19 protein-coding genes and 2 tRNA genes are annotated in these 21,638 nt (G+C 64.8%); 15 read left to right on the top strand and 6 right to left on the bottom strand.

Going from position 1 to position 21,638, the window contains the following annotated elements:
* Position 1 precedes the first annotated feature (1 nt).
* The 3 genes from ACW7G6_RS04880 to ACW7G6_RS04870 all read right to left on the bottom strand — a co-directional run bounded on the left by ACW7G6_RS04880 (position 2) and on the right by ACW7G6_RS04870 (position 2,472).
* Positions 2 to 451, bottom strand: coding sequence for a MarR family winged helix-turn-helix transcriptional regulator (locus tag ACW7G6_RS04880; RefSeq protein ID WP_456997652.1), 450 nt, complete (start codon positions 449 to 451; stop codon positions 2 to 4).
* 105 nt (positions 452 to 556) lie between these two features.
* Positions 557 to 1,348 (bottom strand): cytochrome C assembly family protein, encoded by a 792-nt coding sequence (locus ACW7G6_RS04875; protein ID WP_456997651.1) that lies wholly within the window; start codon positions 1,346 to 1,348, stop codon positions 557 to 559.
* Entirely contained in the window at positions 1,345 to 2,472 is a 1,128-nt protein-coding gene (locus tag ACW7G6_RS04870; RefSeq protein WP_456997650.1) for a tellurite resistance/C4-dicarboxylate transporter family protein, read from the bottom strand. Before ACW7G6_RS04870 ends, ACW7G6_RS04875 begins: the two co-directional genes overlap by 4 nt.
* Positions 2,473 to 2,578: 106 nt before the next feature.
* Here ACW7G6_RS04870 and ffh point away from each other — a divergent pair, with 106 nt between their 5' ends.
* The 6 genes from ffh (at position 2,579) to ACW7G6_RS04840 (ending at position 6,777) form a co-directional block, all read left to right on the top strand.
* Positions 2,579 to 3,943: a signal recognition particle protein gene (ffh, locus tag ACW7G6_RS04865; protein WP_456979713.1), complete on the top strand. Its 1,365-nt coding sequence runs from the start codon at positions 2,579 to 2,581 to the stop codon at positions 3,941 to 3,943.
* Positions 3,944 to 4,115: 172 nt separating this feature from the next.
* Entirely contained in the window at positions 4,116 to 4,400 is a 285-nt protein-coding gene (rpsP, locus tag ACW7G6_RS04860) for a 30S ribosomal protein S16 (protein ID WP_456997649.1), read from the top strand.
* 36 nt (positions 4,401 to 4,436) lie between these two features.
* Positions 4,437 to 4,952: a ribosome maturation factor RimM gene (rimM, locus tag ACW7G6_RS04855; RefSeq protein WP_456997714.1), complete on the top strand. Its 516-nt coding sequence runs from the start codon at positions 4,437 to 4,439 to the stop codon at positions 4,950 to 4,952.
* Positions 4,953 to 4,989: 37 nt separating this feature from the next.
* Positions 4,990 to 5,769 carry a tRNA (guanosine(37)-N1)-methyltransferase TrmD gene (gene trmD, locus ACW7G6_RS04850; RefSeq protein WP_456997648.1) on the top strand — a complete coding sequence of 260 codons (780 nt, stop codon included), beginning with the start codon at positions 4,990 to 4,992 and terminating at the stop codon, positions 5,767 to 5,769.
* A gap of 77 nt (positions 5,770 to 5,846) precedes the next feature.
* Positions 5,847 to 6,278, top strand: coding sequence for a 50S ribosomal protein L19 (gene rplS / locus ACW7G6_RS04845; protein WP_456997647.1), 432 nt, complete (start codon positions 5,847 to 5,849; stop codon positions 6,276 to 6,278).
* Between the two features lie 94 nt (positions 6,279 to 6,372).
* Complete coding sequence (locus tag ACW7G6_RS04840) at positions 6,373 to 6,777, top strand: RNA-binding S4 domain-containing protein (protein ID WP_456997646.1); 405 nt, start codon at positions 6,373 to 6,375, stop codon at positions 6,775 to 6,777.
* A gap of 69 nt (positions 6,778 to 6,846) precedes the next feature.
* On the opposite strand, the gene ACW7G6_RS04835 is transcribed toward ACW7G6_RS04840, so the two are convergent.
* Together ACW7G6_RS04835 and mutS are read right to left on the bottom strand one after the other, a co-directional pair.
* Positions 6,847 to 7,446 (bottom strand): DUF937 domain-containing protein, encoded by a 600-nt coding sequence (locus ACW7G6_RS04835; protein WP_456979707.1) that lies wholly within the window; start codon positions 7,444 to 7,446, stop codon positions 6,847 to 6,849.
* 59 nt (positions 7,447 to 7,505) lie between these two features.
* On the bottom strand, positions 7,506 to 10,073 hold the full coding sequence (gene mutS / locus ACW7G6_RS04830; protein ID WP_456979903.1) for a DNA mismatch repair protein MutS: 2,568 nt from the start codon (positions 10,071 to 10,073) through the stop codon (positions 7,506 to 7,508).
* A gap of 326 nt (positions 10,074 to 10,399) precedes the next feature.
* Here mutS and ACW7G6_RS04825 point away from each other — a divergent pair, with 326 nt between their 5' ends.
* From ACW7G6_RS04825 to ACW7G6_RS04785, 9 genes are all read left to right on the top strand, one after another.
* Positions 10,400 to 13,036, top strand: coding sequence for a TonB-dependent receptor (locus tag ACW7G6_RS04825; RefSeq protein ID WP_456979706.1), 2,637 nt, complete (start codon positions 10,400 to 10,402; stop codon positions 13,034 to 13,036).
* Positions 13,037 to 13,143: 107 nt separating this feature from the next.
* Positions 13,144 to 13,647, top strand: a complete 504-nt coding sequence (locus tag ACW7G6_RS04820; protein WP_456979705.1) for a CinA family protein — start codon at positions 13,144 to 13,146, stop codon at positions 13,645 to 13,647.
* Positions 13,648 to 13,724: 77 nt separating this feature from the next.
* The gene (lexA, locus tag ACW7G6_RS04815) at positions 13,725 to 14,393 is read left to right on the top strand and encodes a transcriptional repressor LexA (RefSeq protein ID WP_456979704.1); all 669 of its coding nucleotides are present in this window, start codon (positions 13,725 to 13,727) and stop codon (positions 14,391 to 14,393) included.
* Positions 14,394 to 14,569: 176 nt separating this feature from the next.
* On the top strand, positions 14,570 to 15,676 hold the full coding sequence (gene recA / locus ACW7G6_RS04810) for a recombinase RecA (RefSeq protein ID WP_456979703.1): 1,107 nt from the start codon (positions 14,570 to 14,572) through the stop codon (positions 15,674 to 15,676).
* 20 nt (positions 15,677 to 15,696) lie between these two features.
* Positions 15,697 to 16,239, top strand: a complete 543-nt coding sequence (locus ACW7G6_RS04805; protein ID WP_456979702.1) for a regulatory protein RecX — start codon at positions 15,697 to 15,699, stop codon at positions 16,237 to 16,239.
* Between the two features lie 190 nt (positions 16,240 to 16,429).
* Complete coding sequence (gene alaS / locus ACW7G6_RS04800) at positions 16,430 to 19,099, top strand: alanine--tRNA ligase (RefSeq protein ID WP_456979701.1); 2,670 nt, start codon at positions 16,430 to 16,432, stop codon at positions 19,097 to 19,099.
* 128 nt (positions 19,100 to 19,227) lie between these two features.
* Entirely contained in the window at positions 19,228 to 19,452 is a 225-nt protein-coding gene (csrA, locus tag ACW7G6_RS04795; protein WP_456979700.1) for a carbon storage regulator CsrA, read from the top strand.
* Positions 19,453 to 19,515: 63 nt separating this feature from the next.
* A tRNA-Ser gene (locus ACW7G6_RS04790) sits at positions 19,516 to 19,607 on the top strand.
* A 65-nt stretch (positions 19,608 to 19,672) separates the two neighbouring features.
* A tRNA-Arg gene (locus ACW7G6_RS04785) sits at positions 19,673 to 19,749 on the top strand.
* A 63-nt stretch (positions 19,750 to 19,812) separates the two neighbouring features.
* On the opposite strand, the gene ACW7G6_RS04780 is transcribed toward ACW7G6_RS04785, so the two are convergent.
* Entirely contained in the window at positions 19,813 to 21,486 is a 1,674-nt protein-coding gene (locus ACW7G6_RS04780) for a GMC oxidoreductase (protein ID WP_456979699.1), read from the bottom strand.
* Positions 21,487 to 21,638: the final 152 nt, after the last annotated feature.

The raw sequence follows: 21,638 nt of genomic DNA, 5'->3' as shown, positions 1-21,638 counted from the left end.
GTCACGGTTCGGTGGGAGAAAGGTTTTTTCGAACCCGGTTGAGCAGGCAGAACAACTGCTCGCGCTCGCTGCTGTCGAGCCCGGCCATCGCGTGTTCGCGGATGCGTTGACCGCAGTGGTTCACGTCTTTCCACATGGTTTGCCCGGCGGGCGTCATCAGGATTTGCCGCGCCCGCCCGTCGTGGGGGTCGGCGGTGCGGGTGATGAGCCCGCGTGCCTCCAGCTTGTCCAGCAGGCGCGACATCGCGCCGGGATCAAGATCGACTATCCGTGCCAGTTCCGTTGCCCCGGCAGGGCTCTGCGCCAGCCGCTTGAAGGTGGCGTACTGGCTGAAGGTCAGCTCATGCCCGGCTGCCGCCAACTCCTGCGCCATCTTCGCCCACATGGCATCGCGGATCTGGCGGAACAACAGGCCCAGGGTGGCGCCGTTGCAGGGGGCGGGCGAACTCATCTCAAAATTATCGTCGCCCAAAAAGTAGTTGTCAATGCAACTACTTCCACGTGCCGAGTCATCTAGGGTCCAATAGCAAAGCGTATTGCGCCACCCCGCACAGCCTTACGCGCCCACAACCCCCAATACCAACTCCAGCACGAACTTGCTGCCAAAAAACGACAGCACCAGCAACACCATCGCCGTCAATGTCCAGCGCACCGCGACCGCGCCACGCCAGCCATAGCGCCAGCGGCCCATCAGCAGGCCGCCGAAGGCCACCCACGACAGCACGCTGAGCACGGTCTTGTGGACCAGATGCTGCGCAAACAGGTTGTCGACGAACAGCACGCCGGTCAGCAATGTCGCCGAAAGCAGCACGAAGCCCACCTTGATGGTGCGGAACAACAGGATCTCCAGCTCCGCCAGGGGCGGCAACGCGCGCAGCAGGCCATGGATCCTGCGCCGGCGCAGCGCGCGTTCCTGCAACCACAGCATCACTGCCAGCAGCGCGGCGATCGCCAGGGTGGCGTAGGCGAGCAGGGCGGTCCAGGCGTGCAGTTGCAGGCGCCAGCCGAGCGGTTCCGGCGGCCGATGTCCGTGGAGGTGGTACCCGGTCAGGACGATCGCGGCGAGCGGGAAGACCACCACGCCGAGCGCGGCCATCCGTCCCTTCATGCCGACGATGACGGTCAGCGCCGCCATGCCCAGGCTGACCAGCGACAGGGCGGCATAAAAATGCATGTCCGCGCCGCCGGTGCCGCGCCACGCCAGCAGGTGCGCGCTGGCATGCAGTGCCACGGCAACGATGGCCACCCACCACCAGCTGTTACCCGGCCGTTCGCCATGCCTGATGCCGATCACCAGCAGCCCGGTGGCGATGAGATACAACACGACGGCGATGAGAACGATTGTCATCGCGGAAGTGTCGCATAGCCATGGCGGCGGCGTACCAGCAACCGGTGCAATACGCCGACGAATGCCGCCGCCCATGCAAACAGGGAAATGACCATGAACGTCATCGGCAGCCAAGCCAGGAATTGCAGGTCCAGCGCGAGGATCATCTCGTGGGTGCCGGCGGCGTACATGCCCAGCGGGAACACAGCGCCCCAGTACAGCGGGTCATAACGCAGCGAGGTCCGGTTGATGACGTAGCGCCACACCCCCAGCACCAGCAGCATCGGAATCCACCAGGTGCCGGTGGCCCAGTAAAACACCGTGAACCCTTTCAGGAAGGGCAGCATCGACAGCAGCAGGGGCGCGTCGGTTGCGTTGACCACCAGCAGCGAGCCGGCCAGGGTCGAGATCGCCATCGCGCCCATGTTGATCCAGTACGGCGGTTCCAGGTCGGTGGGTCGCAGGGCGAAGAACGTGTAACGGTAGAAGATCAGCGACATCAGCCAGATGTAGAGCATCCCGCCCCACAGCCACATCGACAGGGCCAGGAAGTTGAACTCCAGCTGCCACGGCGGTCCGATGTAGGCGGCGAGCAGGGCGCTGAGCACGGCCACCGACTGGGTGGCTACCACCGCCAGCAGCCAGCCGCCATTGATGCCGCGGTCCAGGGTCGGCTTGACCGTCTTGACCGTGAGCAGCGCGAAGATCGTGTAGGTGAAGCCCAGCCACAGCAGGCACGCCAGCGCCCACGCGAGCAGCCCGCCGATGATGCTGTTGCCGATGACCAGGCATTGGCTACCCAGCACGCTGGTCGCCGCGATGATGGTGAAAAATCCGGGCCCGCGAAGATGGTCGCCCAGGTCGCGACGGAAGGCTTGCGGGTAACGGGCCAGCCGGGTCAGGTACAAGCACCACAACACGACGTAGAGGATCGCGTTCAGCGCGAACAGCCCTTGGCCGATGCGCGGCAACCCAAGCAGGTGGCAAGCCAGCGAAACGATGCCGGTCGCCATGACCATGCCGAAGTAGGCGGGCGACAGGCCTGCCAGGCCGGTGGCGCCGGTCAAACCCGCCGGTGGCAGGGACGGGTCCGGGGCGGTGGGCAAACCGGGCGTGACCGGGGGAGTGGGTGGGGTCGGGTCCATCGTGATGCCTGCGGGATACCCGTTTATGTTCGCATGGCGCCGGGAGATCCGCCCCTCGGGCTATACTTTCGGCCCGCTTTTGTTTCCTTTCCGCAGGTAGTGCCGCATGTTCGAATCCCTGACCCAGCGCCTGTCCGGCACCATCGAGCGCTTGCGTGGCCGCGGCCGCCTGTCCGAGGAGAACATCCGCGAATCGCTGCGCGAAGTCCGCATCGCGTTGCTGGAAGCCGACGTTGCGTTGCCGGTGGTGCAGGCGCTGATCGAGCGGATCAAGGTCCGCGCGGTCGGCCAGGAAGTGCTGAAGTCGCTGACTCCGGGCCAGGCCCTGATCAAGGTCGTGCGCGATGAGATGACCACGGTGATGGGCTCGCAGGCCAGCGAACTCAACCTCAACGTGCCCGCCCCGGCGGTGATCCTGATGGCCGGCCTGCAGGGCGCGGGCAAGACCACCACCGTGGCCAAGCTCGCCAAGCACCTCAAGGACAAGCGCAAGAAGAAGGTGATGGTGGTGTCGGCCGACGTCTATCGCCCGGCAGCGATCGAGCAGTTGAAGACCCTGGCCGAACAGGTCGATGTCCTGTTTTTCGCGTCCAGCGCCGACCAGAAGCCCGAAGCGATCGTGCGCGCGGCGATGGAGGACGCACGCAAGTCCTACGCCGATGTGTTGATCGTCGATACCGCCGGCCGGCTGGCGATCGACGAGGCGTTGATGGCCGAGATCAAGGCGCTGCATGCGGTGGCCAAGCCGGTCGAGACCCTGTTTGTGGTCGATTCGATGACCGGCCAGGACGCGGCAGCCACGGCCAAGGCCTTCGGTGAGGCGCTGCCGCTGACCGGCGTGGTGTTGACCAAGACCGATGGTGACGCGCGCGGCGGCGCGGCGTTGAGCGTGCGCTATATCACCGGCAAGCCGATCAAGTTCATCGGCGTCAGCGAGAAGCCCGACGGCCTGGACGTGTTCCATCCCGAGCGCGTCGCCAGCCGCATTCTCGACATGGGCGATGTGTTGTCGCTGGTCGAGCAGGTCGAGCAGCAGGTCGACCAGGACAAGGCGCAAAAGCTCGCCGAGAAGGTCGCCAAGGGCAAGAAGTTCAACCTGGACGACATGCGCGACCAGCTTGAGCAGATGCAGAATATGGGCGGCATCACCGGCCTGATGGACAAGCTGCCCGGCATGGGCCAGATCCCGGACTCGGTGAAGGCGCAGGTCACCGGCAAGGAAGTCCCGCGGCTGGTGGCGATCATCAACTCGATGACCAAAAAGGAGCGTCGCAACCCGGCGTTGCTGAATGGCTCGCGGCGCAAACGCATCGCTGGTGGTGCCGGAGTGACCCCGGCCGACGTCAACAAGCTGATGAAGCAGTACCAGCAGATGGAAAAGATGATGGGCAAGCTGGGCCGTGGCGGCATGAAAGGCATGATGCGCGGCATGAAGGGAATGATGGGCGGACGCGGCGGCATGCCCTTCTAAGCGCCGTACAAGCTTCTGATTACCTTCTCCCGTTTACGGGAGAAGGTGCCCGAAGGGCGGATGAGGGCTTGCGACAAGCAAGCAAAGACTTCCCCTGGCGCCGCAGACCCCTATATAATCGCAGGCTTACCTCGCCACCCTGGCGACTGGGCACCACAGGACACAACAGATCATGGTCAAGATTCGACTGGCTCGCGGCGGCGCCAAGAAGCGCCCCTTCTACCACATCGTCGTCACCGACAGCCGCAGCGCCCGTAACGGCCGCAACATCGAGCGCGTCGGTTTCTACAACCCGGTGGCTGCCGGTGGCGAGAAGCGCATCGAACTGAACACCGAGCGCGTCCAGCATTGGCTGGGTACCGGCGCGCAGCTGACCGAGAAGGTCGCCGTGCTGTACCGCGAAGCATTGAAGTTGGCCGATGCGCCGGCCGAAGCGCCAGCTGCGACCGCTGCCTGAGTTGCGGGTCGCGCGTCCTGCGCGACCACTTGAATGATGAACGACTCCGGGCGCCGCATCCTCCTTGGCAGGGTGCTTGGCGCCCTTGGTTTGCGCGGTGAAGTGAGGCTCGAGTCGTGGACCGAGCCGCGGGCCGCAATCTTTGGCTACCAGCCCTGGACCTTGCGCGATGCGCATGGCAATGAGCGCGAGATCAGCGGTGTGCAAGGTCGCGAGACCGGCAAGCACGTGGTCGCGGTTTTTCCCGGCGTCAGCGATCGCGATGGCGCCGAACTGCTGAAGGGCCTGGAAATCCACGTTTCACGCGACGCATTGCCGCCGGCGAAACCCGGCGAGTTCTACTGGGCGGATCTGGAAGGGCTGAGCGTGGTGACCGTCGATGGCGTCGACCTGGGGCGCGTCTCACACCTGTTCTCGACCGGCGCCAACGATGTCCTGGTGGCCCGCGACGCCGAGCGCGAACGGATGATCCCCTTCGTGCAACCGCAATACGTCACTGCGATCGACATCGCGGCGGGAGTGATCACCGTCGATTGGGACCCGGAGTTTTAAAGGGCACCGTCGGCCAACAACCCTTACGATCATCCGCATGCGCATCGACGTCATCAGCCTGTTCCCTGACTTTATCGCCCAATGCGCCGCGTTTGGCGTGACCGGGCGGGCGGGAGAGCGTGGCTTGCTGTCGCTGCATGGCTGGAACCCCCGGGATTACGCCGAAGGCAGCTATCGCCGCGTCGATGACCGCCCATTTGGCGGCGGTCCCGGGATGGTGATGTTGATCGACCCGCTGCGCGCCGTCCTGCGCGCTGCCCGTGCCGCCGATCCGGCGCCCGTCAAGACGATCTATCTGACCCCGCAGGGTGTGCCACTCACCCAGGCCAAGGTGCACGAGCTGGCCGGGCGCGACCGGATCGTGCTGCTGTGCGGGCGGTATGAAGGGATCGATGAGCGCGTGGTGGAAGCCGAGGTCGACGAGGAGATATCGATCGGCGATTACGTACTGTCCGGCGGCGAACTGGCCGCGGCGGTGCTCATCGACGCGGTTGCCCGGTTGCAGGAAGGCGCGTTGAACGACGCCGAGTCCGCCGTCCAGGACAGCTTCGAGGATGGCTTGCTCGATTGCCCGCACTACACGCGTCCGGTGGAGCATGAGTTGGGAGCAGTACCACCGGTGCTGTTGTCGGGCAACCACGCCCACATCGCCAATTGGCGGCGGCAACAATCATTGTTGCGGACATTGCAACGCCGCCCGGAGTTGCTCGACGCGGCAGACCTGTCGCCGGCCGATCGACAGTTTCTCGCCACCTTGTGCGACCGCCACGGCCCTTCCCGCCATGGAGTGGCATCCGGACGGAAATCCCCGCTATAATTGCGGGCTTAGCTGTTATCACGCCAGACGCGGGTCCACGTGCACTCGCGCTACAACTACTCCAACAGGCCAAGTCCATGAACAAGCCCTCGATCCATACGCTGTTGCAAGAGTTTGAATCCGAGCAGATCAAGCGCGAACTGCCGGTATTCGGCCCCGGCGATACCATCGTCGTCAACGTCCGGGTCAAGGAAGGCACGCGCGAGCGCGTCCAGGCCTATGAGGGCGTGGTCATCGCGAAGAAGAACAACGGTCTGAACTCGGCGTTCACGGTGCGCAAGATCTCCCACGGTTTCGGCGTCGAGCGCGTATTCCAGTCCCATAGCGCGGTGATCGACTCGGTCGAGGTCAAGCGTCGCGGCAAGGTTCGTGCCGGCAAGTTGTACTACCTGCGTGGTCTGGAAGGTCGCAAGGCGCGCATCAAGGAAGATCTCGCTGGCGCTGCCAAGTTCAAGGCAGAGGCGAAGGCCGCTGCGGCCGCAGCCACTGCGGAAGAAGCCGCCAAGTAAACCGATTCGGTCTCGTATCGATTCCCGGGAAAGCCACCTTCGAGGTGGCTTTTTCTGTTTTAGGAGCAGGCGTGTTGGGCTACATTTGTCTGCGATGACCACTGATCAATCCGCTGCGACCGTCCGCCTCGACTTGTGGTTGTGGGCGGCCAGGTTCTACAAGAATCGCGCGCATTCAAAACAGGCCGTCGAGACCGGCAAGGTCCAGGTCGATGGGCAGCGGGCCAAGCCGGCGCGTGCGCTACGGGTCGGCGACGCGCTGCGGATTACGCGTGCCGAAGAAACCTTCGAGGTGACGGTGCGGGCGCTGAGTGGCAAGCGTGGCGCGGCCAGTGTGGCGCAGGGTCTGTACGAGGAGTCCGAAGCCTCGCAACTGGCCCGGGCCGAACTCCGGGCCGTGCGAGCGGCGACGCGGACCGGCTACGAGGCGCCCAGGTCCAAGCCCGACAAACGCGCCCGGCGATTGATCCGGGCGCTGGGGGATATCGACTCGCTGTAACCCGCGTCGGGCGACACCACGCGGCGTGGTATCACGCTGGGCAATGTCGCGCCGGGTAACGTCGCGCCGTCAGCGCTTGCCGCCGAACAGCGAGCCGCCGATCTTCAACAGATCGGACAGGCCGGCTTGGCCATCGCCGTCCTGGTCAAGCACCGCTCCGAGCAGGCCGCCGCCGATGCCGCCCTGTTCGCGGATCTGCGCCTGTTCCTGGCCCAGCAGGCCCTCCAGTGCTTGTGGTGTGGCCGCCGCGTTGCCGCCGCTGCCCATCTGCTTGGCGAGGAAGGCCATCACCAGCGGGGCGAGCATCTTCAACAGCGATCCGGCGCGGTCGCCATCCAGTCCGGTGACGGCGCCCAGCCCCTGCGCGGCCGTCTGTTGGCGTCCGCCCAGTACGTGTCCGAGGATATCGCCGCCGTTGCCGCCTCCGCCCATAACACTGCCCAACACGCTGCCCAGGTCCAGCCCGCCGTGATCGCGTTGCAGCGCACCCAGCAGTTGTTGTGCGCCTTGTGGCTGGCTGGCATTGCGGCCCAATGCGCCCATCAGCAGCGGCAACGCCGCCGACACCGCGCTGGCAGTCTGTTCGGTGTCCAGACCGAGCTTCTGGCTCAACTGGGACATGGGCTGGCCTTGTAACTGCTGCAGGAGATCGTTGGTCAGGGTGGTCATGGGAGGGTTACCTGTGGGGTCGGAAGATCCATCCTAACGGCGAACGCATGCCCGCGACGTCACGTCAGCGACTTGATCCGGTACAACGCTTCGAGTGCCTGTTTGGGGCTCAGGTCGTCGGGATCGAGCGTCGCCAGCGCATCCAGGGCGGCCGAGCGCGGCGCGAACAAGCCGGCCTGTTGCGGCTGTTCAAGCGCGGCGGCGGACATCGAGGGCTTGGGAGCATCGCGACTTTGCTGTTCCAGCTCGGCCAACCGCCCGCGCGCCTGCTTGATCACCGATCGTGGCAGTCCCGCCAACGCCGCAACCTGCAAGCCGAAGCTGCGGTTGGCCGGCCCGTCCTTCACCGCATGCAGGAATACCAGCGTGTCGCCGCCATCGCGGTCGCGATGCTCGACCGCATCCAGGTGCACGTTGGCAATGCCGCTACCGCCGGTGTTGTTGGGCTCGCCGGCCAGGGCGGTCAACTCGAAATAGTGGGTCGCAAACAGGGTGTAGGCGCGGTTGTGGTGGGCGAGATGGCGCGCACAGGCCTCCGCCAGCGCCAGCCCGTCGTAGGTTGAAGTGCCGCGCCCGATCTCGTCCATCAGGACCAATGACTGGGCGCTGGCGTGGTGGAGGATGTAACTGGTCTCGCTCATCTCGACCATGAAGGTCGACTGGCCGCGAGCGAGGTCGTCGCCGGCGCCGATGCGGGTCAGGATGCGGTCGATCGGGCCGATCACGGCACGTGACGCGGGAACGAAACTGCCGATGTGGGCCAGCAGCACAATCAGCGCGTTCTGGCGCATGTAGGTGCTCTTGCCGCCCATGTTGGGACCGGTGATGACCAGCATCCGGCGGTCTTCATGCAGCATCAGGTCATTGGGCTCGAACGGCTCGCTGCGCACCGCCTCCACCACCGGGTGGCGACCGCGTTCGATGCTGATGCCGGGCTGGCTGGACAACTCCGGCTGTGACCAGTCCAGTGCCTGCGCGCGCTCGGCCAGGCAGGCCAGCACATCCAGCTGCGCCAACGCGGCCGCGCAGCGCTTCAGTGGTTCCAGTTGCCCGGCGAGGATGTCCAGCAGCTGCGCGTACAGCAATCGTTCGCGCGTCAACGAGCGCTCGCGGGCCGACAACACCTTGTCCTCGAACGCCTTGAGCTCCTCGGTGATGTAGCGCTCGGCGTTGGTCAGGGTCTGGCGCCGGGTGTAGTGGGTCGGTGCCTTGGCGGCGTGGGCCTTGCTGACCTCCAGGTAATAGCCGTGCACGCGGTTGTAGCCGACCTTCAGGGTCGGGATGCCACTGGCCTCGCGTTCGCGCGCTTCCAGGTCGACCAGGAACTGGTCAGCGGTCGTGGACAGCGTGCGCAACTCGTCCAGCTCGCTGTCATAGCCAGCAAGGAACACACCGCCATCGCGGGCCAGCACTGGCGGCTGATCGACGATCGCGGACTGCAGCAGGTGGGCGTGCTGGTCATGCTCGCCAAGCTCGGCGGTCAGCTCGTTGAGCAGCGGCGAGTCCAGCGGCGCGAGCACGCCGCGCAGCTCCGGCAGCAGGCCCAGTCCGTCGCGCAGGGTCGACAGGTCGCGTGGGCGCGCGCTGCGCAGGGCGATGCGGGTGAGGATCCGTTCCAGGTCGCCAAGGGCGCGGAACCGCTCGCGCACGGACTGATCGGTTGCTGATTCAACCAGCGTCTGGATGGCCTGGTGGCGGTGGCGCAGGGCAGGGTGGTCGCGCAACGGACGGTGCAGCCAGCGTCGCAGCAGACGCCCGCCCATCGGGGTGACGGTGGAGTCGAGCACGCCGAGCAGGGTGTGTTGGTTGTCGCCATCAATGCGCGAGTCCAGCTCCAGGTGACGGCGGGTCGCGGCATTCATCGCGATGGCGCCGTCGCCGGACTCGACCGCTATCGATGTCAGGTGCGGCAGGCGCTGCTTCTGGGTTTCCTCGACGTAACCGAGCAGCGCGGCCGCGGCGGAGATCGCCAACGGCCTGTCTTCCAGTCCAAACCCGGACAGGTCATGCACGGCGAAGAACTTGAGCAACTGGCGACGGCCACTGTCGGTATCGAACAGCCACGGGGCTCGCAGGCGCATGCCGCGACGCCCGGTCACGAATTCCGGCCAGCCATCTTCGTCGGGACACAGGGTCTCGGCGGGATCCAGCCGTGCCAGCTCGGCTTCCAGGGCGTCCGCCGTGGTGACTTCGTTGACCAGGAAACGGCCGCCGGCGAGATCGGCCCAGGCGACCCCGTAGCCGTGCTTGTTGCGTGACACCGCCAGCAGCAGCGTATCGCGACGCTCGCTCAGCAACGCCTCATCGGTGACCGTGCCGGGGGTGACGATGCGCACGACCTTGCGCTCTACAAGCCCCTTGCTCGCCGCCGGGTCGCCAATCTGCTCGCAGATGGCCACCGACTCGCCCAATGCCACCAGCCGCGCCAGATAACCTTCGGCCGCATGGTGGGGCACGCCGGCCATCGGGATCGGCTGGCCGGCCGAGTTGCCGCGCTGGGTCAGGGTGATGTCGAGCAGCCGCGCCGCCTTGCGGGCGTCGTCGTAGAACAGCTCGTAAAAATCGCCCATCCGGAAGAACAGCAGGACGTCGGGATGCTCTGATTTCGCGCTGAAAAACTGGCGCATGAGCGGTGTGTGGGCGTCGTTGTCGCGGGCGGTTGCGGTGTTCGAGATGGGCACGGATTTCCGGGGTCTGGCGGTGGGGCCGGATGGCGCTCGAGGTAATCGGCCATGGGTTGGCAAGTATGCCAGCCGGTGGTCGCCAGCCGCCGCCAAGACTCGTTATGTGACACCGTTCCGTTGCGTATGGAACGTGCTACGGTTCGCCTGCGGGCTTCCATCACGCCGCCATTGGCCAAGTCCCCCACGTGGCCAGTGGTGACAGTGGCCCGTACATTGCCGCCGCGAAGACGGCGCGCACTTGACTTGATCGCCGTTTGGGAGGGGACACCATGGGAACTGCAAGGCCTGCACGTACGTTGCTTGCCACATCGGTTTTAGTAGCGCTGGCGACACTGGCCAACGCGCCGGTGATGGCGCAGGAAGCACCAGCCGAACCGGTTTCGGCCACGACGACGACCAACGACGAACGCGCCACTACGCTGGCCGGTATCACCGTCACCGCCCAGAAGCGCGAGGAAGCCCTGCAGGACGTGCCGATCGCGATCACCGTGTTGCCCGAGCAGTTGCTGCAGGACACCGGGGTGCGCGATATCAAGGACCTGCAATTGCTGGTTCCCGGTCTGACCGTCACCAGTACCCAGAGCGCCGTGCAGACCACCGCGCGGATCCGCGGCATCGGCACGGTGGGTGACAATCCGGGGCTGGAATCGTCGGTCGGGGTGGTGATCGATGGCGTGTACCGGCCGCGTAACGGTGTCGGTTTTGGCGACCTCGGCCAGATCGAGCGCATCGAGGTGTTGAAAGGCCCGCAAGGCAGCGTGTTCGGCAAGAACACCTCGGCTGGTGTGATCAACGTGATTACCCGCCGGCCCAGCTACACCACCGAGGTCGAGGGCGAGCTGACCTTCGGCAACTACAACGCGCTCGGCGCGGCGGCCTCGTTCAACTCGCCCATTGGTGAGAACGCCGCGTTCAACATCTATGCCGCCAAGCGCAAGCGCGACGGGTTCATGGACGTGCACACCGGCGGCGGTCCGCGCACCGAGACCGAGGACTACGACCAGAACTTCCACTCGTTGCGCGGCCAGTTGCTGTTCGAGCCGAGCGACACCTTCGACATCAACTTCATCGCCGATTTCACCAGTCGCGAGGAAAACTGCTGCACCGGCGTCACCATCGCCCGCAATCCCACCCCGGGACTGCCATACAACGCGCCGATGCAGGTGATCAATGCACTGGCCGGCGGCGAAGGTGTCAGCCCGACCGTGGATCCGTTCGCGCGGGTCGCCTACAGCAACCGCAGCACCGAGCAGGACATCAAGGACAAGGGCATCTCGGCCGAGGCCAACTGGGTGACGCCGTGGGCCGGCGGCGCCGAGTTGACCTCGATTACCGCCTTTCGCAGCTGGGAGGCGATCAACGGGCTGGACTTCGACTTCAGCAGTGCCGACATCCTGTATCGCAAGGCCGACCCGGACGAGTCGTTCACCGGCTTCGAGACCTTCAGTCAGGAATTTCGCCTGACCGGCGCGACCGACAGTGTCGACTGGATGGTGGGGCTGTTCTATGCCAACGAGGACCTGGACCGCAACGACTCCTACCGGATCGGCGCGGCCTACGAGCCCTACTTGTCGACCCTGGTGGGCAGTCAGGTATTGGGCGCGGTCGCTGCCGGCCTGGCGCCGATGGGGCTGACGGTGGACATGTCGAACCCGGCGTTGTTCATGTCGCAGGTCAGCGGCCAGCCATTCGGGACCAACTTCGCCGGTCTTGGCGCGCTGGACCTGTATGAGCAGGAGTCGCGTGCGCTGGCGTTGTTCACCAACAACACCTGGCACGCCACCGACGCGTTGGACCTGACCCTGGGCCTGCGCTACACCCGCGAGGAGAAAGACCTTTCGTCGATCTACAGCAACCCCAATGGCTCCGTGGGTTGCGGCGCGGCCCTGGCCAACCCGGGTGGGCGCGTAGGCGCTGCGATCGCCTCGCGCATCAACGGCTTCGCGAGTTTGCCGCCGGAAACCCAGGCGGCGTTGCTGGGTGCCGTGGTCCCCGGCGCGGCGCCGCAGGTCGCCGGTTACATGTGCCTGCCCTGGGCCAATGCCCTGCATAACGGTCGGGTGACCAATCAGTCGCGTGACGAAAGCGAATGGTCCGGAACGGTGAAGGCCGCTTATCGCTGGAACGAGCAGGTGATGACTTACTTGTCGGCCGCGCGCGGCTACAAGGCCGGCGGTTTCAACCTGGACCGGGTGCAGTCGTCCAATGGCCTGTCCAGCGGCACCAATGGGATCACGCCGGTCGACGACACCTCGTTCCCGGGTGAGTTTGTCGACAGCTATGAGTTGGGTGCACGTACCACCTGGGCCGGCGGCGACCTGTTGCTCAACGCGACCTTGTTCCATCAGACCTACACCGACTTCCAGCTCAACAGCTTCCTGGGTACCAGCTTCGTGGTGCGGGCGATTCCGGAAGTCGTGTCGCAGGGCGTCGACGCCGAGATGATCTGGCAGACCGGCATTGACGGGCTGCTGTTGCAGGGCGGGTTGATGTACGCCGATACCCAGTATGGCAACCATCCGCTGCCGGATGACGACCTGGCCTTGTTGCCCGGCAGTCGTGCCAGCTTCGCGCCGCTGTGGTCGGGCACGGCCTCGGTCACCTACGAGCAGGATATCGGGGCCAACCTGATCGGCCGTTTCAACATTGGCGCCAAGCACACGTCCGACTCCAACACCGGCTCCGACCTTGATCCGCAGAAGGTGCAGCGCGCCTACACGACCGCCAACATGCGCGTGGGCATCGGTGCCAGCGACCGCAGCTGGATGCTGGAGCTGTGGGCGGACAACCTGACCGATGAGGACTACATCCAGGTCGGCTTTGACGCGCCCTTGCAGGCGGACGCGTGGAACGCCTTTCCCGGGGCACCGCGCACCTACGGCATGACCTTGCGCGTACGTTACTGACAGGAGTGACTGACAGGCGGGGTTGATTTGAACCCGCAGGAGCGGCTGATCGCGCTCCTGCGGCTTTTTGTTACGTGGCGATGGCGTCCGCCCGCTATAGTCCGTCCATGAGCAAAGACGCCTCCGACGCCGCCCTTCATCGACTCGCCGGGAAAGTTGCCGCGGCGGCACGCCAGCATCACCATCGACTGGTGACCGCCGAGAGCTGTACCGGCGGCTGGATCGCCAAGACCCTGACCGATATCCCGGGTTCCTCGGAGTGGTTCGAGTGCGGCATTGCCGCCTATAGCTACGAGGCCAAGCAGGCGATGCTGGGAGTGCAGGCCAGCACCCTGGAGGAATATGGTGCGGTCAGTCGCGAAACCGCGATCGAGATGGTCTCCGGTGCCCTGGTGCATTCCGGAGGAAGTCTTGGCGTGGCGGTGACCGGCATTGCCGGCCCTGGCGGCGGGATCGAGGACAAACCGGTTGGAACAGTCTGGATTGCCTGGAAGCGCCGGGGCGGGTATCCGACCGCACTGGTGTTCCATTTCGACGGCGACCGCGAGGCGGTGCGTCGACAGACCGTCGCGGCGGCGCTGCACGGGCTGCTCGACCTGGCTGCCGCCTGACCCGTCGCGCCGCCGGCAACGCCGGATATCGGGCAACGCTTGCATCGTCATGATCATCGTTAGTAGTATTACTGCTAATGAACGCGCTCACTGAAACCCAGCAAGCCATCCTTGCCTTGATCGTCGATAGCATCGCCGAGGAAGGGGTGCCGCCGTCACAAGTCGAAATCGCCCGGGCGATGGGTTTTGCCGGCGTACGGGCGGCGCAATACCATCTGGACGCTCTGGAGCAGGCAGGGGCGATAAGCCGGTTGCCTGGCAAGGCCCGCGGGATCCGGGTGCTTGGCCCGGCCGTGCCCGAAGGCAGCGATAACAGCGGCAACGGCAATGCCAGGGGCATGCCGGGGCCGGCGGTGGAAGAAGCGTTGCGGCTGCCGGTGCTGGGACGGGTCGCCGCAGGCACACCGATTGGTGCGGATATCGGGTCCGATGACTACGTACTGATGGATCGCAACATTTTCTTCCCGTCGCCGGACTACCTGCTCAAGGTCCAGGGTGACTCGATGCGCGACGAGGGGATTTTCGATGGCGACCTGATTGGCGTCCATCGCACCCCGGAGGCGCGAAACGGGCAGATCGTCGTTGCCCGCATCGACGATGAAATCACGGTCAAGCTGCTGAAGGTCGGCAAGGACCGGATCCGGCTGTTGCCACGCAATCCCGATTACCAGCCCATCGAGGTCCAGCCGGACCAGGACTTTGCCATAGAGGGGCTGTATTGCGGATTGGTGCGTCGTGGCAGATAAACCACCGCTGATTCCGAGCCGGGGCGCGGCGCTTTCCGACCCGAAGACGGCGCCGGGGATGATAGGCCGGTACCGCGAACCAATCTTAGTGTCGTAGTCGTGGCTGTGTCGCAATCCGTGCGACCGGCCCCACGTAGTCTGGATCCACTCAACTGATGGCAGCAAGGAAACCCACAATGGACGAGAACAAGAAGCGAGCTCTTTCCGCGGCACTGGGGCAGATCGAGAAGCAGTTCGGCAAAGGCTCGGTCATGCGCATGGGCGACCGGGTGGTCGAAGCGGCCGAGGTGATCGGCACCGGCTCGTTGATGCTGGATATCGCGCTTGGCATCGGCGGCCTGCCCAAGGGACGGGTGGTTGAGATCTACGGCCCGGAATCCTCCGGCAAGACCACCTTGACCCTGCAAGCGATCGCCGAGTGCCAGAAGGCCGGCGGCACCGCTGCGTTCATCGATGCCGAGCACGCACTCGACCCGATCTATGCCGCCAAACTGGGCGTCAACGTCGACGACCTGCTGCTGTCGCAGCCCGACACCGGCGAGCAGGCGCTGGAAATCGCCGACATGCTGGTACGGTCGGCGGCGGTCGATATCGTGGTGGTCGACTCCGTCGCCGCGCTGACCCCTCGTGCCGAGATCGAGGGCGAAATGGGCGCCCAGTTGCCCGGCCTGCAAGCTCGTCTGATGAGCCAGGCATTGCGCAAGCTGACCGGCAACATCAAGCGTTCGGGCACGTTGGTGATCTTCATCAACCAGTTGCGTATGAAGATCGGCCAGATGATGCCCGGCCAGAGCCCCGAGGTGACCACGGGTGGCAACGCCCTGAAGTTCTACGCCTCGGTGCGCCTGGACATCCGCCGCATCGGAGCGGTCAAGAAAGGCGATGAGATCATTGGCAACCAGACCAAGATCAAGGTGGTCAAGAACAAGCTGGCACCGCCGTTCAAGCAGGTATTCACCGAGATCCTGTACGGCGAAGGCATCTCGCGCGAGGGCGAGTTGATCGAAATGGGCCTGGAGGCAAAGCTGGTCGACAGGGCGGGCGCCTGGTACAGCATGGGTGAGGAGCGTATCGGCCAGGGCAAGGAGAACGCCCGTCAATACCTCAAAGACAACCCGGCACTGGCCGAGGGCCTGGAGGCGGCGCTGCGCAAACTACTGGTGCCGGCGGAGGCCAACCCGGCGTTGGCTGATGCGGGATCGGACGATAAGGCGGACGATGCCGTGAGTCGCAAGCCGGCGAAATCCGCCAAGGCCGGTAAAGCGGAGAAAGCGGAGGCCTGATCGCCTCTTACGACAGAATCATGCAGGACGAACGCCCTGACGACGATGGCCGCGATGGCGGCCTGTTTGACACCGGCACCGGCTCGGCGGCTGGAGCGGGTCGAGGCCGCAAGCGCCCGCCGGCCAGCGTGACCGACCGGGCGCTTGGCCTGTTGACGCGCCGCGAGCACTCGCGCAAGGAGCTGATCGCGAAGTTGACCTCGCGAGGGCTTGATGCGGACGAAGTCCTGGTCGTCGTGGACAAGCTCACCGAGGCGGGCTGGCAGGATGACGGCCGCTTTGCGGAAAGTCTGGTCCGGGCTCGCGTTGGGGGGAGCTACGGGCCAATCCATATCCGCGCCGAACTGCGTACGCACGGGCTGGACAGCGATGCCATCCTCACGGCGATGGATACCTTTGAAGGCGACTGGACCGAAAATGCCCGTGACCTGGTCCGTCGCCGCTACGGCGATACGGTCCCGGAGGACCTGTCGCTACGTCGCAAGGCAGCGGACATGCTGATGCGCCGCGGATTCCCCGGTGATGTGGTGAGGGCGGCGACTCGTTACGATCCAGACGATTAGGTGCAGTGCCCGATGCGCGCTGGCTGGCGGCTCACCGTCGCAGGGCAAGGAGAGGCCATGTTCGTGTCGAGGTTCGGCCCCTGATACGCTTGGCGGCTTCGCGCAGTTGTCTCTGCGGCCCGGAGCCCTCATCTTGCGGGGACCGGCGCAGCGCCAGCGTGCCCAGCCCTTCGACAGCCGTGGCAAGTTAATGAATAACGCTACCCATCCCAGTACCAACGATATCCGTCGCGATTTCCTCGAATTTTTCCGCGAGCGCGGACATACCATCGTGCCCTCCGCGCCGCTGGTACCCGCCAACGACCCGACGTTGTTGTTCACCAACTCCGGCATGGTCCAGTTCAAGGACGTGTTCCTGGGAAGCGAAAAGCCCGGTTACGTGCGTGCGGCCGACGTCCAGCGTTGCCTGCGTGCCGGAGGCAAGCACAACGACCTGGACCAGGTCGGCTACACCGCGCGCCATCACACGTTTTTCGAGATGCTCGGCAACTGGTCGTTCGGCGATTACTTCAAAGAAGACGCGATCAAGTGGGCCTGGCAGCTGTTGACCGAAGTCTGGAAGCTGCCGCCGGAGCGGCTGCTTGCGACCATCTATCACACCGACGACGAAGCGTTTGAGATCTGGAACAAGCAGATCGGCCTGCCGCCCGAGCGGATCATCCGGATCGGCGACAACATGGGTGCGCCGTTCGCCTCCGACAATTTCTGGCAGATGGCCGATACCGGCCCGTGCGGCCCCTGCACCGAGATCTTCTACGACCACGGCCCGGCGCACTTCGGCGGCCCCCCGGGCTCGCCCGACGAAGACGGCGACCGCTTCATCGAGATATGGAATCTGGTGTTCATGCAGTTCGACCGCCAGCCCGACGGCAGTCTCGCCCCGCTGCCGGCGCCCTGTGTCGACACCGGCATGGGCCTGGAGCGCCTGGCCGCGATCCTGCAGGGCAAGCACGGCAACTATGAGATCGACCTGTTCCAGCACCTGATTGCCGCCGCTGGCCGACTGACCGGCACGACCGACCTGGACAACAAGTCATTGCGGGTGATTGCCGACCACATCCGGGCCTGCAGCTTCCTGATTGTCGATGGCGTGCTGCCATCCAACGAAGGCCGCGGCTACGTGCTGCGCCGGATCATCCGGCGTGCCCTGCGCCATGGCTGGATGCTCGGCCAGAAGGAGCCGTTCTTCCACCGCATGCTCGGCCCGCTGATCGAGGTCATGGGCGACGCCTACCCGGAGCTGATCCGGGACCGGGTGTTGATCGAGCGGTCGTTGCTGGCCGAGGAGGAGCGTTTCGCCGAGACGCTGGACTCGGGCATGCGCATATTCGATGAGGTTGCCGCGCGCTCCACGGACGTCATCCCAGGCGCCGATGCTTTCCGCCTGTATGACACCTACGGATTCCCGGTCGACCTGACCGCCGATATCGCGCGTGAACGCGGCTTGACGATCGAGATGGCGGGTTTTGATGCGGCCATGGCGCACCAACGCGAGATGGCGCGTGCGGCGGGGAAATTCGGCAATGCCACCACATTGCCAGCCGAGCTGGCGGCGCGTCTGTCGGCCACCGAATTTCTTGGCTATGACCGTCTGGAGGAGCGCGATCTGGAAGTGGTCGCGCTACTCAAGCAGGGCCGCCCAGTGGAATCGATCCAGGCTGGCGACGACGCCGTGGTGATCCTGGGCCGTACACCGTTCTACGCCGAAAGTGGTGGACAGGTCGGTGATGCCGGTGCTCTGGTCCTCGGCGATGCCCTGTTCGACGTGCATGACACGCTGAAGTTTGCCGGTCAGTTCCACGGACATATCGGCACGCTTGCGGCCGGTACCCTGGTGCGCGGTGACAAGGTGGCCGGGTCGGTCGACCAGGCCCGTCGCGGCGCGACCGTGCTCAACCATTCCGCCACTCATCTGTTGCACGCCGCGTTGCGCAATGTGCTGGGCACCCACGTGGTGCAGAAAGGCTCGCTGGTGGCGCCGGAGCGGTTGCGCTTTGACTTCTCGCACATCCAGCCGGTCACCAACGACGAGTTGGCCGATATCGAGCGGCGGGTCAATGCCGAGATCCGCGCCAACCATGAAGCGGAAACCCACCAGATGGACATGCAGTCGGCATTGGATTTCGGTGCCATGGCGTTGTTCGGCGAGAAATACGGCGATCAGGTGCGCGTGCTGCGGATGGGCGATACCTCAACCGAACTGTGCGGCGGGACCCATGTGTCGCGTACCGGCGACATCGGTGTGTTCAAGATTGTTTCCGAAGGCGGGGTGTCGTCCGGCGTACGTCGGATCGAAGCGCTGACCGGGCAGGGCGCGCTGGACCACATTGCCGGTGAAGAGCAACGTCTGGGTGATCTGGCCCACCTGCTGGGCGGGAGTCCAGCCGAGCTGGCCGACAAGGTGCGGCATTTGCTGGAGCGGCAGAAAAAGCTCGAGCGCGAACTGGACGCAATCAAGGCCAGCGCCGCTTCGGGCGCAACCGCCGACCTGGCGGGATCGGCCGTGGACGTGGTGGGGGTCAGGGTCCTTGCGGCGCGGCTGGAGGGCTTTGATGCCAAGGCATTGCGCGACGCCCTGGACCGGTTGAAGAACCAGCTGGGTGACGCGGTGATCGTCCTGGCCGGTGCCAAAGGCGGCAAGGCGGCATTGGTGGCGGGCGTCAGCGGCAGCGCGTTGGGCAAGGTCAAGGCGGGGGAACTGTTGGGGCATATCGCGGGTCAGATCAATGGCAAGGGCGGCGGACGGCCAGACATGGCGCAGGGCGGGGGCGAGGACAGCCCGTCACTGGCCGCGGCGCTTGCGGGTGTACCCGTATGGGTCGGTACGCGTTTGGGACTGAACGAATCCCTCGACCCATGACTTTCTTCGCTTGCGGACTTTGTCCGGTCAAGCAGATAATTTCCGTTTACTGAAACTGGAAGCGCCTGGCGTAATTGCGTAGGCGTAACCTACCGGGCACGATGTACCGGTACAAGGAGACTTTACCCATGCTAATTTTGACCCGTCGCGTCGGTGAGACCCTGATGATCGGCGACTCGGTGACTGTCACCGTGCTCGGGGTGAAGGGCAACCAGGTGCGAGTCGGCATCACCGCTCCCAAGGATGTTGCAGTCCACCGCGAAGAGATCTACCAGCGCATCCAGCGCGGCGAAGAGCCCGAGGTGCGTGGCGAAGAAGCCGAGGTGGATACGGGGAAAAGCGAAACAGACTGACAAAAAGTTTGCCCCCGGTTGGGTGAGCCGTTATGCTTCCCGCCCGCACATCGTGTGTGTCGCGGAGAGTTGCCCGAGTGGCTGAAGGGGCTCCCCTGCTAAGGGAGTATGGGGGTTAAACTCCATCGAGGGTTCGAATCCCTCACTCTCCGCCAATTTGCAAAAGCAGCGCCGGAAAATTTGACGAGATTGAGAATGATCGTCATAATTCTCCGACTGCGCGCCCGTAGCTCAGCTGGATAGAGCACCAGGCTACGAACTTGGGGGTCGGAGGTTCGAATCCTTCCGGGCGCACCATACAAAACGGACAAGGGCCGATGAGTGTTGACTCATCGGCCCTTGTCCGTTTTGCCTCGTGGATCACGCAAGCGCAGCTTCGGGACGCGTGGCCAGTTGGGTGTGCAGGTGCTCGGCCAGGCGGACCGCCAGGGCGACGATGGTGAACGTCGGGAATGCCCAGCCGCCGGTGGGGAATACCGAACTGCCCGCAACATAGAGGTTGTCTATTCCATGGACGCGGCATTGGCGATCGACCACGCCGCGCCGGGGATCGTCATCCATGCGGGTTGTGCCCAGGTGGTGGGCCGAGCCGGACAACGGTAGACGCGGCGGGGCGTGGCCCGGCTTTAGCCACGGCTCCATCTCGAACACGCCACCGCATGCCTTGGCAAGCGTGTCGCCAAACAACGAGGCCGCTATTTGGTAAGTACGGATGTCCAGCTCGGTCAGCTGCCAGTCGACACAGACCTTGCGTTGATTGAGGGCGTCGAGGTCCGTCCCCAGGGTGATGCGGCTGTCGGGGTTGGGGGCTTGTTCAAAGAATCCGATCAGGTCCACGCGGCGACTGGGGACGGTAGCGCGCCGACTCGCCTTGCGTATCAATGCGGCGGCAATGTCTTTACTACCCAGTGCCGTCCGTATCGCCAGCCGCGGGAGGCCGTGGGTTGGTTTGGTACGGAAGATGGGCTCCTCGCCGTTGTTGCGGGAAGATAGTCGCCTGCCCAAGGCAGTGCTTTCATCTTCCGGCTGCGGGTGCAGAGCAGCGCGAAACTCGCGTAGCGCCTGGATCCCGGCGGGCACGGACTCTTCTACTGCAAAAGGCCGTACCCGCGCGCCGAGGATCCGGTGGTCACGCTGGGCCTGTCGAGACAGGCATATCTCCGGGTGAGCCGGCACGGCGGTCTTCGACGGAGACGAGCTGTTGTAGGGACGGGTCAGGATCTCCGGCGTGTCGGTGCGGATCGTCCCCAGTTTTCCGCTGGGATGATCCATGAAATAACGGCCGACAAGATCGTTCTGGTTACCCAGTCCCGATGGCATTACGGAGTCTGACAACAACAGCAGGCGCGCGTTCTCGATGCCGCCGCAGGCCAGGACATACTGGCGTGCGCGGATCCGCGTGACGTGGCCGTTCAACGAAGCAACTCTTGCCACCTGGACCTGCTTTGCTTCGTCGTCGGTTTCCAGTTCCAGCAAGTTCGCGTGCAGCAGCACCCGGATGTTGTCCGCCTGCTCGAACTGGCGCCGGTAGGACTCCCCCGGCAGGACCGGGCTGATCGTGTATATCTGGTTGGCGAGTACGTCCGGGTCAAACGGCAGGGGTGGAACCTTGGGCTGGCTCAGGAAGCAGGCCTCTGCCAGATCCTGATTGTCGAGCTGGCAGAACGAACGTGCCCGCATGAAATAAGGCTCAAGATCGGCATGCGAGACAGGCCAGCCGCTGTGGGCCATCCATTCGCGCGCGTCCATCCCGTCCATGGGAATGCAGCCGCCGCCCCACAGGGTGCAACTTCCGCCGAATACCCGCATCCGGCCGCTGGCTGGATCGAGCTCCGGATTGCCGACTGACGAGCCGTCGTACAGCGCCTGATTGCGTTCCGTGCCCTCCAGTCCGCCGCTTTCGAGCACACACACTTGCAGTGGGGTGCCAAGGAACTCACGTGCGATCGCGAGCCCGGCCGCACCACCACCAACAATGCACAGGTCGGTCTCGACGTGTTCCGGACACGTCCCAGTGTTGAAGTCGATGATCATGCAGCGTCTCGTCGTAGTGGCCTCCCAGAAAAACGCGGGTCGACGTCGGTAGCGGCCAGTCCGGCAGCGCCCCTTGCGTCGGTGACCGGACGCCGGCGCCATTGGCGTTGGTTGAAGGTGAGTCGGGACAGTCGATGCGATGTTGCGGGGGA

Source organism: Lysobacter sp. A421 (genome assembly GCF_054052145.1).
Note: the sequence above shows the minus strand (reverse complement) of the source record. Positions and strands in the feature narration are given on the sequence as shown.